Annotated in this window: 19 protein-coding genes; 7 read left to right on the top strand and 12 right to left on the bottom strand. The window is 46.6% G+C overall.

The window, feature by feature from the left end:
- Positions 1-224: 224 nt before the first annotated feature.
- From ABDW33_RS31135 to ABDW33_RS31090, 10 genes are all read right to left on the bottom strand, one after another.
- Positions 225-1,208: a GSCFA domain-containing protein gene (locus ABDW33_RS31135; protein WP_343693994.1), complete on the bottom strand. Its 984-nt coding sequence runs from the start codon at positions 1,206-1,208 to the stop codon at positions 225-227.
- A gap of 47 nt (positions 1,209-1,255) precedes the next feature.
- Positions 1,256-2,101, bottom strand: coding sequence for a hydroxymethylglutaryl-CoA lyase (locus tag ABDW33_RS31130; RefSeq protein WP_343693993.1), 846 nt, complete (start codon positions 2,099-2,101; stop codon positions 1,256-1,258).
- 209 nt (positions 2,102-2,310) lie between these two features.
- Positions 2,311-3,099, bottom strand: coding sequence for a 23S rRNA (guanosine(2251)-2'-O)-methyltransferase RlmB (gene rlmB, locus ABDW33_RS31125; RefSeq protein ID WP_343693992.1), 789 nt, complete (start codon positions 3,097-3,099; stop codon positions 2,311-2,313).
- A 216-nt stretch (positions 3,100-3,315) separates the two neighbouring features.
- Entirely contained in the window at positions 3,316-3,873 is a 558-nt protein-coding gene (locus ABDW33_RS31120) for an NUDIX hydrolase (protein ID WP_343693991.1), read from the bottom strand.
- A gap of 231 nt (positions 3,874-4,104) precedes the next feature.
- Positions 4,105-5,058: a GNAT family N-acetyltransferase gene (locus ABDW33_RS31115; protein WP_343693990.1), complete on the bottom strand. Its 954-nt coding sequence runs from the start codon at positions 5,056-5,058 to the stop codon at positions 4,105-4,107.
- On the bottom strand, positions 5,042-5,956 hold the full coding sequence (locus tag ABDW33_RS31110; RefSeq protein ID WP_343693989.1) for an EamA family transporter: 915 nt from the start codon (positions 5,954-5,956) through the stop codon (positions 5,042-5,044). Before ABDW33_RS31110 ends, ABDW33_RS31115 begins: the two co-directional genes overlap by 17 nt.
- Before the next feature lie 43 nt (positions 5,957-5,999).
- Positions 6,000-7,433: a pyridoxal-dependent decarboxylase gene (locus tag ABDW33_RS31105; RefSeq protein ID WP_343693988.1), complete on the bottom strand. Its 1,434-nt coding sequence runs from the start codon at positions 7,431-7,433 to the stop codon at positions 6,000-6,002.
- A 191-nt stretch (positions 7,434-7,624) separates the two neighbouring features.
- Complete coding sequence (locus tag ABDW33_RS31100; RefSeq protein WP_343693987.1) at positions 7,625-8,128, bottom strand: methylated-DNA--[protein]-cysteine S-methyltransferase; 504 nt, start codon at positions 8,126-8,128, stop codon at positions 7,625-7,627.
- A 198-nt stretch (positions 8,129-8,326) separates the two neighbouring features.
- Positions 8,327-9,217 carry a DNA-3-methyladenine glycosylase gene (locus tag ABDW33_RS31095; protein WP_343693986.1) on the bottom strand — a complete coding sequence of 297 codons (891 nt, stop codon included), beginning with the start codon at positions 9,215-9,217 and terminating at the stop codon, positions 8,327-8,329.
- A 15-nt stretch (positions 9,218-9,232) separates the two neighbouring features.
- Complete coding sequence (locus ABDW33_RS31090; RefSeq protein WP_343693985.1) at positions 9,233-9,763, bottom strand: Ada metal-binding domain-containing protein; 531 nt, start codon at positions 9,761-9,763, stop codon at positions 9,233-9,235.
- Between the two features lie 181 nt (positions 9,764-9,944).
- On the opposite strand from ABDW33_RS31090, the gene ABDW33_RS31085 reads away from it, so the two are divergent.
- Positions 9,945-11,375, top strand: a complete 1,431-nt coding sequence (locus tag ABDW33_RS31085; RefSeq protein WP_343693984.1) for a PLP-dependent aminotransferase family protein — start codon at positions 9,945-9,947, stop codon at positions 11,373-11,375.
- 143 nt (positions 11,376-11,518) lie between these two features.
- Here the strand turns inward: ABDW33_RS31085 and ABDW33_RS31080 are convergent, their stop codons facing one another.
- Entirely contained in the window at positions 11,519-11,788 is a 270-nt protein-coding gene (locus ABDW33_RS31080; protein WP_146966522.1) for a metalloregulator ArsR/SmtB family transcription factor, read from the bottom strand.
- A gap of 158 nt (positions 11,789-11,946) precedes the next feature.
- Between ABDW33_RS31080 and ABDW33_RS31075 the strand changes: the two genes are divergently transcribed.
- On the top strand, positions 11,947-13,392 hold the full coding sequence (locus tag ABDW33_RS31075; protein WP_343693983.1) for a PLP-dependent aminotransferase family protein: 1,446 nt from the start codon (positions 11,947-11,949) through the stop codon (positions 13,390-13,392).
- A gap of 67 nt (positions 13,393-13,459) precedes the next feature.
- On the opposite strand, the gene ABDW33_RS31070 is transcribed toward ABDW33_RS31075, so the two are convergent.
- Entirely contained in the window at positions 13,460-14,077 is a 618-nt protein-coding gene (locus tag ABDW33_RS31070; RefSeq protein WP_343693982.1) for a helix-turn-helix domain-containing protein, read from the bottom strand.
- Between the two features lie 303 nt (positions 14,078-14,380).
- On the opposite strand from ABDW33_RS31070, the gene ABDW33_RS31065 reads away from it, so the two are divergent.
- The 5 genes from ABDW33_RS31065 to ABDW33_RS31045 all read left to right on the top strand — a co-directional run.
- Positions 14,381-14,896, top strand: a complete 516-nt coding sequence (locus tag ABDW33_RS31065; RefSeq protein WP_343693981.1) for a hypothetical protein — start codon at positions 14,381-14,383, stop codon at positions 14,894-14,896.
- Positions 14,897-15,559 (top strand): hypothetical protein, encoded by a 663-nt coding sequence (locus tag ABDW33_RS31060; protein ID WP_343693980.1) that lies wholly within the window; start codon positions 14,897-14,899, stop codon positions 15,557-15,559.
- 15 nt (positions 15,560-15,574) lie between these two features.
- The gene (locus tag ABDW33_RS31055; protein ID WP_343693979.1) at positions 15,575-16,315 is read left to right on the top strand and encodes an ATP-binding protein; all 741 of its coding nucleotides are present in this window, start codon (positions 15,575-15,577) and stop codon (positions 16,313-16,315) included.
- A gap of 101 nt (positions 16,316-16,416) precedes the next feature.
- Positions 16,417-17,082: a response regulator transcription factor gene (locus ABDW33_RS31050; protein WP_343693978.1), complete on the top strand. Its 666-nt coding sequence runs from the start codon at positions 16,417-16,419 to the stop codon at positions 17,080-17,082.
- A gap of 61 nt (positions 17,083-17,143) precedes the next feature.
- A partial coding sequence (locus ABDW33_RS31045; protein ID WP_343693977.1) for a histidine phosphatase family protein occupies positions 17,144-17,394 on the top strand: 251 nt, incomplete at its 3' end.

Genomic DNA, 17,394 nt, shown 5'->3' with positions numbered 1-17,394 from the left:
AAAATGACCCGTAAATTGAATGGCCAGATTACTGTGAATGATTTGGCGAAATGAATGATGGATTCATTGCAAAATGACCCGTAAATTGAATGGCCAGATTACTGTGAATGATTTGGCGAAATGAATGATGGATTCATTGCAAAATGACCCGTAAATTGAATGGCCAGATTACTGTGAATGATTTGGCGAAATGAATGGTGAAATGGTAATAATTCCCGATAGCGCTATTTTAATTGTCCTGTGAAGCTATTCAGCAAATGCTGAAGTGGTAAAGCGGGATGCTGTTGCATGAGGTGCTCTACCTTTTTGATATAATGCTGAACGAACTGCTGGTGCTGTTTGCCTTCGGGATTGAAAGGACGATGTGCAGCAGCGCGATTCAGTTCAATAATTTGGGTCAGGAGTGGCTGATCATCAGCCGTGAGTCCAGCCTTGATAAAATGCTCCCACACGTAGTCGATGGCCATTTCGTTGGGATGCACCAGGTCTTCTTTATAAAAACGATAATCCCTTAAATCATCCACCACCAGCTCATATGCCGGGAAATAAAACAGCCGGTCGAACTTATTGACCATATGATGTACGGCCTGCAGGAGGATCGCTTTACTCAGGTTGTTCTCTACTACGCCATCCCTTGCATATCTCACAGGACTTATTGTAAACAGTATTTTCACCTTTCTGTTCCTGAAAAACAGCCGGTGCATAGCATTGTCGATAGCAGAAATAATATCCTGTGCTGTCAGCATCTTTTTATAAAAAGCGGATGCGGGTACTTTATGGCAGTTGCCGACTACCTTACCGGATTCCTGTAAGGTATAGGTATGGGCAGAACCTAAGGTGATCATTAACCAGTCTGCCTCTTCCAGTCTTTTTGATGCAGCAGCTTGTTGTGCATTGATACCGGCCAGTACAACCTCGGGATCCAATCCGGAGAAGCGGCTGTGATGATCCCAGCTATGCCACAGGTCGCCCTGTTGAAAGAGGTCTTCACGGGTATATACTTTGTTGTCTAAATAACTGTGGATAGCCTGCGTGATACTGATAGGATTGTACAATATGCCGTGCGGGTTGACGTGGGCATCAAAGTAATGCCCTGCCAGCCGTGTTCCTATTTCTTCTGCAAAACAGGAGCCCACGAGCAATAAGCGATCTGAATATTGCAGTGGAGAGGGAAAAGGTGTAACTGGAAATGTAAGACGAAAATTCATGGTAATGATAAAAAATACAATCTGATCAGTGCAGGGTGGTGTTAGTATTAATAGAAGATACCATCTGCTATACCCTGAGCGGTTTTAAAAGCCGCCATGTCTAACTGTAACGGTTCATGCTGTTGCAGGCAAAATTCCAGCAGGCGTTCTGTTGCCAGATTGCCAACCAGTTCATCTTTTGCCATTGGACAGCCACCGATCCCTTTGATTGCACTATCAAATCTGCGACACCCTTCTGCATAGGCAGCAGCCACCTTCTCCTCCCAGTTATGGGGAGCAGAATGAAAGTGTGCGCCGAACTCCACAACAGGGTACGCTTTTATAAGTGTAGAAAAAAGTTGTGTAATGGTTGCGGGGGTAGCTACCCCTACAGTATCAGCAAGTGAAATAGTGACGATGTCCATATCGACCAGTTTTTCCACCCATTCCAGGGCTATATCCGCGTTGTACGGATCCCCATAGGGATTACCAAATCCCATGGAAATATAGATAACCAGTTGTTTGCTGTTTTTAATACAGAGTTCCTGCATGCTATCTACGAGTTCCAGTGAATCGGCAATCGTTTTGTTGGTATTGCGCAACTGAAAAGTCTCAGAAATGGAGAACGGGTAGCCCAGGTAAGCGATTTCTTCGTGCACTACGGCCTCTTCAGCTCCTCTTTGGTTGGCTACAATAGCTAAGAGCCTGCTTTTTGTATCGGACAGGTCTAGTTTTGACAGGACCTCCCTGGTATCGGCCATCTGTGGGATGGCTTTGGGGGATACGAAGCTGCCAAAGTCGATTGTATTAAAGCCTACGCGAAGTAGGGCGTTCAGGTATTTTACCTTATCGTCAGTGGGGATGGCCCGGTGCCAACCCTGCATTGCGTCGCGCGGACATTCTATGAGTTTCATGGTAGATGATAGATGCGTTTAAAAAGTGAGTTGTATGCGCTCGCCGTTTCATCGTTTCATACCTTTACCCCTGGCAATTTTTGCCTGAAGATCAAGTCCCCGCCATCACCGTTTCATACCTTTACCCCTGGCAATTTTTGCCTGAAGACCAGGTCCGTGCCATCACCGTTCCGTCACTGCTTCTACTGTTACTTGTCGCTACAGGTGCGTCAGACCCCTCTTTGCTTCATGGCTTCATACAGGATGATCCCTGCTGCCACAGACACATTAAAGGATTCAAAATTACCGCTCATCGGAATCCGGAATTGCACATCGGTTGCCTTCAGCAGCGCAGGATATACTCCTTTATCTTCAGATCCCATGATCACTGCAACCGGTTCATTCAGCGGCAGGTCATAGAGTTTGGCTTCGGCTTCCATTTCACTGGCAACGACCTTGATACCATTCAGGTGAAGGGTATCGATCGCTTTCAGCAGACTATTTACACGACAGATAGAGATTTTCTCCAGCGCGCCGGCGGATGATTTGATAGCTTCTTCGTTGAGAGCAGCAATCCCTTTGTCCGGGATGATAATAGCCTGAGCGCCGCAGCAGACTGCACTACGGGCAATGGCGCCTATATTTCTGACATCTGTAATACCATCCAGGATGAGGAACAGGGGTGTTTCGCCCGAGTCGGTCACGTGAGAGATTACATCCTGCAGGTCAAGGTAGCTAATATGGCCTGTAATGGCAATACAGCCCTGGTGATTAGCTTGTGTAAGGCTGTTCAGCTTTTCTGTTGGCACCAGGTTGATGGGAATATTATATTGTGCAGCCAGGCTTCTGATCTGGGGGATAATGTCCCCGCTGGCGGTGCGTAACAGGTAAATTCGCTCGATGGCTTTCCCGGCCTGGATGGCCTCAACTACCGGCTGACGCCCTATTACCATGGCCGAGGCCTTTGGCCGGGGCGCATGCTGCCGGAAACCGGCAGGCTTATGTCTTCTATGTTCCATTGCCGCAAAGATAAAGATTTACGGCTGGTGTTCCAGCAGTAGGCCGAGAATCAGGTTGATCCTTTCGGCAGGATGGATTTCCTGTTGATGGTGCTCGTTACACCTTCTGAGCGCACAGGTTCCTCCCTGCAGGAAAGGTTAACCGTATAAGGGGAGGAATTTCCTTTAGGGAGACAGGTCAGCCCTTATAACTAAAATAGCAGGTCACCCTCTTCCTTATAACTCTCCCTCCAACTGCATGAGCTTTACCTTCAGGATCGCGGCAATCGTCAGGGAATCAGTAATCTCATGGCGCTTCACCATCTGGTACGCCTCCTCAAAAGGCACCTTCCGGATATGCAACTGCTCCGTCTCTTCTGGTTCTGCTTCCCGCTGCTCCAGCTGACGAGCCAGGTAAATCATACCGGCTTCATCACAAACAGAGTTGGACAAATGTATCTTTATGATAGGCTCCCAGCTATGCGCAATCAGTCCGGTTTCTTCCAACAACTCCCGTTTGGCCGATTCCAAAGGATCGGTACCCAATGGTCCCCCGCCTTCAGGAATTTCCCAGGTGAACTCGTCGATGGCAAAACGAAACTGGCCTACCAGATAGATATTACCCTCCTGGTCGTAAGGAATGACCCCGATAGCCGCGTTCTTAAAATGTACTACACCATAAATGCCTCTTCCGCCGGAAGGGTTTAATACCTGATTTTCAGTAACACTGATCCAGGGATTGTCGTATTCTACTTTGCTGGACAAAACAGTCCATGGGTTATGATTCAGGTCCATAATTAATTTACAAATGTAGGATTTGTGACAAGGATTGTGCCGGGCCCGGTGGTAAAAGTTAAATAGAGGTTATATAATCGGGGCCTTCGAAAAAAATCTTCACAAACTATGATGACGGGAACGACCGACTTTCTTCTATAAGAGCACCCTAAAAAAAACCGTCCCGCACAAAGGCGGGACGATGTCAACCAGATGAACGGCGGTAAATACCTTTGATCATCATACCTAAATCTAAATCGTATCTTTCTTCAAATTGAATAATTCGTTTATTTGTGATAAGTGGTGCTTCATATGAATTACATAATCCACGATCAGGTAACTCAACGTCACCGGTTCGTTTTCGTTTACTTTAACTATATGCTGCAAGACTTCTGTTGGTATAGTCCGTATCGTTAGTACAAGGTGCTGATTAAAAACGGTCCACAATTTAATTAAATTCTGCCAGTTCATGAACTGCCATGCTTGTCCCTTTACCCAAAATTCCTGATCATATCCCGGAATTTGCAGCAAAGATATCTCTTGTGCACGTATTATCCGAACGTTATTATTAATTGCTGAATCAACCAGGTGCCCCAGTATCTCCTTTATGCTCCATTTTCCCCTTCCCGGCCGCATCGCTGCCTCCTGATCTCCGATGGTAGCAAGTAATTGCTCCCACGCTGAAATGAGCACCAGCAGCTCATTTGCTACAGTATACTGAGGCGTTTCCTCACCGAAAATGTATTCCATCTTAATGTTGCTACGCTTGTATCTTCCCGGTTCTACCGGAATCTCCCTGAAGCCGAATTTTTCATACATAGTTAACGCAGGTACCAGGATAGTATTGGAATACAACACTACTTTTTTATATCCCTGTGCCGCAGCAAGGTGCATAATCTCTTTTACAAGTCGCCAACCTATCTTGTACCCGTGAAACTTTTCATCCACTGCCAGTTTCGTCATTTCCGTGGTGGTTGCATCTATGGGTTTGAGAGCGACAGTTCCCGCGATCTCCTCTCCTGCTACTGCAAAGATAATGGTGCCTCCTTTCTCCAGGATGTACTTATCTGCATGCTGCAATGAATCGATATCCGTAGGTTCGATGGTAAAATACTTTTCTATCCAGTGTCTGTTCAGTCGCTCAAAGTGTGGTAACAGGTCTGGCTCACTGGCTATCAGCCTGATGGTATCAATTGCTTGTTTCATACTTCTTCTTATTTCTATTGACAGATACATTTACCAGATATACACCGGCCAATGTTACAAGACAGGATAATGCTGTCGTCCAGTTGAGCTGCTCCTTTAAGATCAGCCACCCCAGGGTAACTGCTACAATCGGATTGATATAAGCATATACGGATGCCAGTGAGGTAGGCAGATTATTAAGCGCGAAGACATACGAGGAGTACCCTACGATAGATCCCACAAATATGAGGTACAGGAGACTTTCCCACAACTCCAGGTTCATTGTGGATGCCGTAATACTATATCCCATAAAGGAAACGGTGATAAGCATGACGATACCACTGAAGAGCATCTGGAACCCTGCCCCATAGAGAAAATTCACCTTCAAAGCCCAGCGGGCAGTGAGCACAGAACCAATGGCCCAGCTGATGCAGGCGATCAATGTCAGGAAAATGCCGAGCCGGAACGCCGGGTTTGTTAAACTTGATAAATAATTATAGAAGATACCGACTACACCAAGTAAGCCTATTAGCATTCCTGCTATTAACAAAGCTGACAGGCGGGTACGCTGTACCATAAAATAACTGAAAATTGTTATCCAGATAGGGACTGTCGCCACTATGATGGCGCAAAGGCCACTGGGTATATATTGCATGGCCCAGGTAATGAGGCCATTGCTCAGGCAGAGCATCATGACGCCTATTATAAACAGACGTGAGAGGACAATTTTATCAGGGAGACGATACCCTTTGAGCAGGAAGTAACTGATCAGGATGATGCCAGCAGCGGTTTGGCGAAGGCCGGCCAGCATAAGGCCGTGCATGTGGCGAACTCCAACGCTGGAAGCGAGGTAGGTGGTGCCCCAGAAAAAACTGACCATTACTAATGCGATATAGGCATTTGTGTTAGACTTTTTCATTTGTGCGCGAGGTTGAATCATTATTTCTCTTTGTTAACGGGGGTCACGGCTGTTCACTGTTGGAAGACATGCGTGACAGATCGTGTAAGTGGACGCCTTGCGACATTTCTTCCCATACAATATCAACGTCCTCATCCGTGGTACGCCAGTTTACCAATGCAGCCCTGATGCCCGGAATTCCCTGATACACGGTTGGTGTCATCACCACCTTCCCACTTTCATTCATGGACTGCAGGAATTGGCCGACGGCATCCTGCAGACCGTCTTCCGGTGCGTTCAATGTAAAGCAGGCCACGCAAAGGTTGACAGGTGCCAGCAACCGAAACTGATCACTGCCGGCAATCAGGTTGCCCAGCTTTTTTGTAAGGCGAACATTATTCTCCACGATATCTGCATAGCCATTTATACCATATGCCATCAGTGTATGCCATGCGGGCAAAGCTCTCAGGCGACGGGAGTTTTCAGGAGTATAATTACTGTATACAAAAAACTCATCCGGGTCAGGCAGGTAACTGGCGCCTACATTTCTGAAAGCTGCCATTTGCAGTTTGGGATGACGTGTAAAGATCATCGCCGCATCATAGGGCACATTTAGCCACTTGTGGGCATCGATAGTGATGCTGTCGGCAGCTTCCCATCCCTGCAGTAAGTTGCGGTAATCAGGATGGCAGGCCGCAAATCCGCCAAAAGCCGCATCTACATGGAGATAGAAGCCGTATTGCTGTTTGAGGACTGCGAGTGACTGCAGGTGATCAAAATCGACTGTGTTCACAGTACCTGCTGCTGCGACGAAGATCAAAGGCTCTCCGGCATGGGCATCGAGGTAGGCCGTGAGTGCGCCAATATCAACGGATTCCCTGTCGGGCAGAGAAGGAATCTTTATGAGGGCATTCCGGCCAATTCCCAGCATCGCCATGGACTTCACGGTGCTGGAATGAGGAGTACAGGAAAGTATCTTTATACCCGGTAAAGCGCCGACACCCTCCTGGGCGACGTCTATACCGTATTTGTGGCCGAGCCACTGGCGCGCAATAGCAAGGCCTGAAAAGTTAGACATGGTAGCGCCGGAGGTGAATACACCGGTGTATGCATCTGGCAAACCAAAGAGCTGGCGGAGCAATGCGATGGTGTCTCCTTCTATATGAAAGGAAGCGCCATCTTTATTAGCCGCATTCATATCGTATACTGAGGTGAGCCAGTCGCCGGCGATAGCGGCGGGAGTAGCACCGCCGGTTACAAACCCCCAGTAACGGGCACCAGCATTTCCAGCGAGCATGGGTTTGTAGCGGTTTTGGAAAACGGAGAGTGCCCGGGAGGCACCCATTCCCGTTTTAGGGAGGGATAGTGGGGCAAAGGAACCTTTCGCCACGTCGACCGGGAGGTTATCTATACCGGCAAGGAAAGCGGCACTGATATCTTTTGTCTGTTGCAGCAACTGATCCATCTGAAGTAGGTCCTGGAAGAGCGTTTCATTCATGGCGATAAGTTTGAAAGCACAAAAATGAAATAAAAAGCTAATTAAAAACAGATTCAGTTTTCTGAATTTTGACCAGATCAGATTACGAAATCAGGCAGGAGATCATCTTCAGATTAGAACGGTTTACATCATCAGCAACGTTTCCACACATGAAAAGTTTACGGTCTTAAATAATGTCTCGTATCAATGCCTCAAAACAACTGTCCCTGCGCTCCGAACCGATGTTTCATTTCATGCTCCAGCAACCACTTCTTTCTCCAGAGCCCACCAGCATAGCCCGTCAATGCCCCATTACTCCCAATCACGCGGTGACAGGGCACTACTACCCACAGCTGGTTACGACCATTAGTTGTACCGACTGCGCGGATAGCTTTGGGATGATTGAGGGCCTTTGCAAGTTGTAAATATGTCGTTGTCTGCCCATAAGGAATGGTCAGCAACTTCTCCCATACAGATTGCTGAAATAGTGTGCCTGCCTGTTCAACAGGGAAAGTAAAATCCCGGAGACTGCCTGCAAAGTAAGCTTCCATTTCTCCGATGCATTGCAGGAATACATCCGGCAAGGCCGACCTCTGAAGCAGCGGCAGATCTGTCTTATCATTGTCCCGGATGCTGAGTGCGTTGATCGTCGTATCAGTTCCTGTGATCAACAAGCTACCTACGGGTGTTGGGGTAAAGTAATGATATTGTTCCATGGCGTGTGTTGTTGTAATGATCTGTATAATTAATATTATAAATAGTCCGGGCTATCAAAGCATTGCCAGATATCATAATGGCATATTCTCAAACTGATAGTTTGCGCTAGTGATCTCAATAATCCGTTTTCATAGTAAATACTATCCAACCGCTATTGCGCCAGTGATCTCAATAATCAGTTTTCATAAACCGCACCATTACTGCTGTAATGATCTCCACAAATAAAACGTCGCATAAGCCGCATGTTGCTGCCAATGATTCGTATACTCCCTGATCTCAGCCAGTGAAGGCTTGGCCGGTAGTTGCAATTGAAATTTCAATGCGTTGTGTAAGCCGGCATCTTCCAATGGCAATGCCTGCCAGTAACGGCTGAACTTCATCAGGACATAATTTGCAGACCAGTTTCCAATCCCCTTGAAAGAAATGAGATATTCGCGGGCAGCGGTATAGTCGAGCGATTGCAGGTGTGCAAGCGTCAGTCGTTCTTCTGCCATGGCTTTTGCAATAGAAAGGATATAAGCTGCTTTGCTCCGGGAAAACTGCATCCCAACCAGGTCGGCAGGCTCCAGCGCGGCAATGGTAGCAGGCTGCGGGTAGACATAATAGATTTTTCCGCCGGAGGTAACCGCATCCCCATATGCATGAATGAGCCTTTGCTTCAGTGTATATGCAAATGAAAGGTTGATCTGCTGCCCGGTGATGGTCCATGTAAGTGCTTCAAACAGTTCCGGGATACCGATCAGCCGCAGGCCTTTGTATTGCCGGATCAGCGGAGCCAGTACCTTATCTTTCCCAGCAAAAATGTAAAACTCATTGAGGTCTGCATCCAGGTGCAGCCAGTGCGTAATATAGTTCTTAACGTAATCAATATCCACCACTTCGTCAGTTAGGATGTCCACCTGCAGACCTTTCTGCTCAGGCGCATCCGTTATAGCCGTGAGCACAGGTGTGTTGTTCACCATTATCACTTTGCGGAGTGTATGGTCTTCTACCTCATGCAGGCACTCCTTATCAGAACGACGAAGGAATACCAGGCATTCAGCAAAAGAGAAATTTGAATGGTCAGTAACCGGTATTATTATTTTCATTTGCGGACGTGCTTTTTAAGGTTTACATCTCTTACAAGCCCTGTAACCATTTTTAACAGCGTCTTCCTTATTATCATAAAAGATCACGTTATCCGGCCGGGGATTAGCGGAACACGAAGGTTTACAGAAGATGCCTGTTGTTCTGACAGCCGTATAAAACACGCCGTCAAAAGACCTGTCTTTACTCAGTAACGCCTGTAGCATAACTGGCTGAGTCAGGGGCATTCCTTTCTTGTATGCTGTATCATCCAGGAAAACCCCGTGATCATTCTCTATAGATTGCTCCCCCCATTTTAAATAACTATCTACCCATTCTTTAAAAGCATAGAAGGCGGATTTGCTGAGGTAGCCATAGCGCTCACGCCCCGCCTGGTAAATACGGATCCAGCCGGTATCTTCCAGGACCTGTAAGTGTTTGGAAACCGCCTGCCGGCTAATGTGGCCAAAGTGATCATTGATCTGATTGATATTGAGAGGAGCTTTGCGGAGGAGTTCGAGCACTTCTCTTCTTAACGGGTCCGCAATGCCTTTAAACAATTCGTCCATTTGGGCAACTTTTTAGTTGCACTAAATTATGCAATTTTTTAGTTGCGCAAAATAAATTTCACTTTTTCTGATCTTGTGGATGTATTTAATGCACAGCAAACAGGCTGTTATTAAATCAACATTCCCTAAAAGCAAACAGATTATTTTTTCGTACTTTTGACCATATCAGAATTGACCTCTCATGTTAAAAACTGCCGATCACCTTTACCTGCAGATTGCAGACAACTTAGAACAACTCATCACTAAACAGGTGTTGAAAATGGGGGACAAACTCCCTTCTGTCCGCCATCTCAGTGAAGAACAGGGCGTAAGCATGAGCACCGCCTTCCAGGCTTATTACCACCTGGAAAGCAAGGGCATGATCGAATCCAAACCCAAATCCGGCTATTATGTCACCTTCTGTCCCCGTCGTATGCCGGAGATACCGAAACAAACAGAAGCCGTTAAAAAGCCTGCTGAGGTAACCGTACATGAGATGATTTCCCGCATGTACTTACATAACTCCAACCCCGAGATCCTGAAATTCTCTTCTGCCGTATTTCCGGTGGCCCAGCTACCTGCGGCCAAGATGACGAAAGCGATGGTACAGGCCATTCACCGGTTGCCTAATGGCGGACTTGGCTATGATACACCGCAGGGTAACGCAGACCTGCGGAGACAAATTGCACGGATGTCTATTGGCTGGGGCGGTGCTGTGACTGAGGACGATATTGTGATAGCGGCTGGTTGTTCCGATGCTTTGTCCTTATGTCTTTCGGCCGTGACCCAACCGGGAGATACAATTGCAGTAGAAAGCCCTACCTATTACGGTTCTCTTCAACTGGCGGAGAACCTGGGGCTGAAAGTACTGGAGATTCCCACTCACCCGCTGACAGGGGTAGATCTGGAATATTTAGACAAGGCTATTCCCAGATTCAAAATCAAAGCCTGTCTTTTTGTGACCAATTTTACCAATCCCCTGGGTGCCTGTATGCCAGATAGCCATAAGCAGGAACTCGTAAGAATATTAGAAAAATATGATATACCGCTGATCGAGGATGATATATATGGAGATATGTTCTTTGGAAAAGAGCGACCATATGTATGTAAAACTTTTGATAAAAATGGGTTAGTGTTGCTGTGTAACTCTTTTTCGAAGTCACTGGCACCGGGATACCGGGTAGGTTGGACACTGCCTGGCCGCTACAGGGAAAAAGTGTTACGCATTAAACGGAACCGGGCTATCTCCTCTCCTTCCCTGCCAAGTGCTGCCATTGCGTGTTTCCTGGAAAACGGACGTTATGAGCACCACCTGCGGGGCATGCGAAAGTTATTACATACCCAGTTTATGCGTCACTTGCAGGCTATTTCTGATTATTTTCCCGAGGATACCTGTGTTACCCGTCCTACAGGAGGGTTTGTATGTTGGGTGGAGTTGAATCCGAAGATCAATGCTTTTGAGTTGTATGAACAATCGCTGAAGCACAAGGTTATTTTTGCTCCGGGCAGGATCTTCTCTTTGCAGGACAGGTATAACAACTGTTTACGGATAAGCTATAACAATCCCTGGAGTAAAACGGTGGAAGATGGGTTAAAGACGATTGGCAAGCTGGCGAAAAAACTGATGAGCTGATTGCGGGCATTCTTACAAAATGGATATCCCTGTTGTGTGTGAAAAGGCAGTTTGCCTCAGATATCATAACGGGACGTGGATAAAGTTGCAAAAAATCAACTTTCTGCACGCAGCGTACAATCGAAAAAGAGTACTGTCAGTTCTTAACTCAGTTGTAAAAAAAATGAAGAAAGGTGTTTCATCATCTCCTTATTAATTGTCAATTGTACGTTTCTTCCGGTCTTATCATATATTAATACCCCGCTATCTACCAGTATTTTGATATGGTGTGAGACCGTGGGTTGGGACAAACCAGTCAGTTCTGTGATATCACAACACTGTATAGCAGACTGCCTGGAAGCCGCCAGCAGTATGGACAAACGGTGTTTATCAGCTATTGCATTTGCTGCTTTCTCTATCATTACTGCATCCATTAGGTAAAAGTATGATAAATCTCCCAAAAGAGGGAAGCTGCCCTTTTCGCCTCCAAAAAAGAAAAGAAAAAAACTTTTAAAAACTCCCCCAAAATTACAAATCGTTAACAACCGTAACTTTTTCTTCTGCGTATATGGTAGAACACCTTAAGCCAACCATGAAGCATCATAGTCAGGTACATCTACAATTGTCAGTGAATAGTGAGGTTCCGATTTACCAACAGATCAAATCTTACATCATTAACGAAATCAAGCGGGGGCGACTGTTGCCCGGCGCTCAGTTACCAGGTAGCCGCGTGCTTGCCCAGCAATTACGTGTGAACCGTAACACTGTTATTCTAGCGTATGAACATTTAGCCGCTGAAGGCTGGATTGCCACTCAATATAAGAGTGGTACGCGGATCAGTGATCCTATTCCGCAGGACCTCGTGCCGGCAGGTGATCCTGAGGCGACGGGCAAGCCCTCGCTGGACATCACTTTCCGGCAGTTTGATCCGCCGCAGCCGCTACCTTATAATAATGGTACATTTGATACCGTATTCGACGATGGTCAACCAGATGGACGTCTTTCGCCAATACCGGAGCTTACCCGCGAGGTGAGGAAGATCCAACATCAGCAAACCAGTAAGCTGCACCTGAAGAACTACAATGAAAGGGGCAATGAACAGCTGCTGCAGGAGATCAACCTGGTATTGAACAATGACAGGGGGCTCGCCGCGGTGCCGGAGAATATTTGTGTAACCCACGGGCACCAGGATTCCCTGTTCCTCGTGGCGCAGACACTGATTTTCCCCGGCGACCAGGTAGCTGTAGAGCATCCGGGCTATCAGCCTGCATGGGATGCTTTCAGACTTACGGGCGCTCAACTGCATTATATTCCCGTAGATGAACAGGGTATTGATGTAGAAGCACTGGCAGTTGTATGTCAGCACACTTCTCTCAAAGCTGTTTACATCACCCCGCATCACCAGTATCCTACTACGACTACCTTGCCGGCAGCACGCCGGCAGCAATTGCTGGCATTAAGTGAGCAATATCATTTTATGATCATTGAAGATGATTATGATCATAACTATCACTTTGATGCGCAACCGGTACTCCCGGTAGCAGGTATGCCCCATGCCGGCAACGTAGTTTATATCGGCAGCGTGGCGCCTTCCATTCCACTTAGTTTTGTGTATGGTCCTGCGGAGTTTATCCATTCACTGGCTTCCTGCCAGATGATCGTGAGCCAGCAGCGGGATCGCCTGCTTGAACAGGGGATGGCCAATCTGATGGCAGAAGGTGAGATCAGAAGATATCTGCAACAGTCACATGCCACGTATAAAAAACGACTGGCGCTGACTTCAGGTATCCTGGAAGTGAACTTTACGGGGATTGCAGATTTTACGATCCCTAAAGGAGGTCTGGCTATCTGGATGCGTCTGCACCAACCCATCGAAGTATCCAGGTTGCATGCAGCCGGGATCTATATCGTAAACCCTTATAGTTTTTATGCCCCGCAATATAATGGGCAAACAGGTTTAAGATTAGGATTTGCTTCGCTTGAAGAAAATGCTATTGTAAAAGGTTTAGACAAACTGGCGAAGATATTACAGCGATAACGCCCTCTTATACTTTGGATATGGGGTTTAACCGGGGAAAAGGCAGTAATACTGCCTTTTTTCTTTTTTATGATAAGGTGGAATGATACATACAGTCAATCTGTAGTTCTGCTGAAGTAAGGGATTTGTTCAGGAACATGCAGGCATGTTGTCTTTTTTTGTTGCCCTGATAGTGTGCACAGTTATAACACATTCTTTGTAACCCGCCGCTTTCTTTGTCCATCAGGCCAGCTATCATAGCGAAAATAGTTTGATAGAGATTGCTCTTCTCAAAGCCTGGACGTTTCTCCAATACTTCGGTCAAAGGGATCGCATATGCCTCTGCCTGTTGCAGGATATTCTTTCCTGCCTCTGTTGGCGACATAGAAAAACTACGTCTGTCACGCTTGTCAGGCTGCATATCCAGGAGACCTTTCGAGACGAGGGAGGCCACAGCATCACTGATCGTAGGCCGGCTCAGTTGGAGTTCGGTGGCGATATGTGCCACTTTGTTCAATTCTGCGGGATGGTACCCGATGAAGAGCAGGATCTGTAACTGCAGGGGGGTGAGCCCCAGGGTACGCGCCTGCTCCCATTGCAGGGCTTTCAGCATGTCGCTAAGGCGCTGCAAAGACAGAACAAGTCGGGCATCCAGGCTGTGAAGCTGCTGTTCCGGACTAAAGTTGGATGGTTTTTTCTGTGGCATGTAAGGGTGCAAAAGTAAACTGGTTAAAATTGACAGGTAAGAGCCAGACAGAACTATTTTTCACTCAAAGTGGACTGGTCAGAATAGTTTTATGTATGAAAGAAAAAAGCAACTCGTAAATGCTGCTGTGAGGGCAACACTTTCCGGTTTCCGGCGGGCTTCGGAGTGCCGGCGGTAACCGGGACAGATATGTACATCTGTATAATAAGTTATATTTATCTTTACAACACAGGTATTTATACGCTTTTCTTTATCACCCCATTCTTCTAGCTTGCATTATCAATCATTATAAAACCGCTTATTATGAAGCACCACGATTCCATCCGTATCTTTGTCCCGGTCTTGCTACTGCTATGCTTTAGCAGATGTACCCCCAGAAACCCCGACAATTATAAGATTCCGCTGAACAAGGCACGCGCCAGCCGTCATGTGATCTCTCAGGAAGAAGCTGAAAAGCTGACTATTGGTTTCCAACGTGCAAAAAAAGAATTGCGGGCACGCCTCCAGGATAATTACCTGGATAGTGCTTTCAACCTACCCGATGCAGAAATGTTTAACCGTGACGCCATTGCGGCTTTGCTGAATGCCAAAGGCGCAGATGGGATCCGCATTTATATGGGCAGGGATGAGAAAGGCCAGGTAAGGCTGGTGTTATTGCCGGTCGATAAAAGGGGGAATGATATCCATACTACCCTTATAAGCCGTGAAACGGCCCTCAGTGTACCAGGTATTCAATCTGCCAAAGCACAAACCGGTGCACAGGCCATGGAAAGCGGTCAGCGTTGTCCTCCACTTTGTAAAGATGTCCAAACCCAATAAATGAATAATCTAGGCGCATTCTTTGTTAGCCAGATTGTAATTATTCCATTAGTGATCGGGCTGATACGCTTTAACAAAACAGTGTCCAGCTATCAGCCCTTTCTCCTTTTGCTTGCCCTGGCTTTCATTTCAGAATCTATCAGCTTTATATGCATTGAAGTGCTGAAAACCAGCAATGCTATCCCTTTCAACCTATACGGGCTGGCAGAGTGTATGGTGATCCTGTACCAGTTTTATATATGGGGTTTCCTGAAAAGGAAATTCCGTCTCTATATCGTACTCGTCACCATGCTTACTGCTGGCTGGGTGACGGAGAATCTCGTCTTCGCACAGATTGAAAATTTCAGTCCTGTTTTCAGGGTTACCTATGCATTCATTGTGGTCTTGCTGAGCATCAATGAAATCAACTATCTCATTGTACAGGACAATAAAAATCTGCTGCGCAATTCACGCTTTCTCATTTGCATGGGGTTTATCATCCTTTTTATTTACCAGATCATCTATGAAGCCTCTTTTTTTGTGGGTTCGGACACCATATTGACCCTGAAGATTGTTTTTATGTTTAATTATATCAACGCTTTTGTAAATTTGGTCTATGTGCTCGCTGTGTTGTTTATCCCCGTCAAGACTGCTTATTACTTTAAAAAACACTTTGAAGCGTAGCATTGTGAACACCCCATGGATGACAAGATCTTTTATACGACCATTTTCATTTCACTGCTGATCGCGGTTATCATTATATTTTTTGTCGTCTCCATTATACTATATCATCGCAGGTACATACAGCTGCAACGGGAGCGGATTGTAGCGGAAATTACGATTCTTGAAAATGAGCGGAAACGGATCGCGGCAGACCTGCATGATAGCATGGGGCCTTTGCTGTCGACCATCAAACTGAACATCAATAGTATCCAGGTGAATGACGAGCATGACAAAATGGTGATTGCAAAATCGGGGATGTATATTGACGAAGTGATCAAGGGGCTGAGACAGATCTCACACAATTTGTTGCCCGCCATGCTGGAGAAGAAGGGATTGGCAGATGCGTTGCATGAATTTATCAGGCAGGTAAGTGTGAAGGCACAGCTGGATATCAGGTTCCATACTGCTGGCCGGATCAGCATACCTCCGGAGAAGGAGATACATGTTTTCAGGATTATACAGGAGATCACGCATAATACATTGAAGCATGCGAAGGCGACACAGTTGCAGATTGTACTGAGCAGGGAAAACGGATTCTTCCTGGTGTTGGTGAAAGAGAATGGGATAGGGTTTGATGTGAGGAAGGTGAAGGCAGAATCGGCAGGGCTGGGGATGAAAAGTCTGGCCATCAGGACGGACATACTGAATGGTAATCTGGTGATTGAGTCAGTGCCCGGGCAGGGAACGAATTATTTTATAAAGATCCCGGTGGAGTGACCGGTTTAAGTAGAGACTGCCAACTATTTCATTAAAATTCCCGCAGGATGATGTAATTTTACCTCATACCAATACCATTACCCCCAAAAGATTCAACCAACATGTACGACATCCGATTAGTGATAGCCGATGATCACGAGATTTTCCGCGATGGCCTGGCACTGATGCTTTCCAGACAACCAAATATCAATCTGGTAGGGCAGGCGGGCGATGGCAGGGAATTGTTAGACCTGTTGGCAACGACGGAAGTGGATGTAGTCATGACTGACCTGAAAATGCCGCTGATGGACGGCATTACTGCTACCCGCACTTTACTGCAACGCTACCCGCATATCAGGATCATTGCCCTTTCGATGTTCGATGAGGAAGAGCTGATTGTAGAAATGCTGGAAGCAGGTGCGAAAGGTTACCTGCTTAAAAATGCAGACAAGCAGGAGATCATTGAGGCGATCACCAGCGTTTTTGACGACAAGATCTTTTATTGCAGGCAGACGAGTTCTAAACTCGCGGCGATGATAGTAAAGAGCCGGTTCAACCCTTACCGTGATACACAACCAATTACTTTTACGGACAGGGAGAAAGAGATCATACGGCTGATCTGTTTGCAGTATACAGCACAGCAGATTGGGGAAAAGATCTTTTTGAGCAAGCGGACAGTGGAAGGACACAGAACAAGGATCCTGGAGAAGATGAATGTGAAAAATACCGCGGGCGTGGTGGTGTTTGCCCTGAAGAATAATCTGATCAGTGAAGCAGAGTTGTTATAAAACAGCTTGTAAAAGCCCCCCTCCTTGATTACATTTGTGTCCTATCAACATTAAAGAACCTATGACACGTATCACAATCATCCGACACGGAAGTACCGCATGGAACAAGCAAGGCAGGATGCAGGGCAGCACAGACATACCACTGGATGAAGAAGGTATCGAACAGGCCAGAAAGCTGGCCGCTAAACTGGCTACCGAACAACCCTGGGACATTCTCTACACCAGTCATCTCTCCAGGGCTAAAAGAACCGGGGAAATCATTGCGGAAGCCATCGGCATCTCTCCTGTTTTCACTGATGAGCGACTCCGCGA

Source organism: Chitinophaga sp. (assembly GCF_039596155.1).
Lineage (GTDB): Bacteria > Bacteroidota > Bacteroidia > Chitinophagales > Chitinophagaceae > Chitinophaga.
The sequence above is the reverse complement of the archived record's forward strand: the minus strand, read 5'-3'. Positions and strand labels throughout refer to the sequence as shown.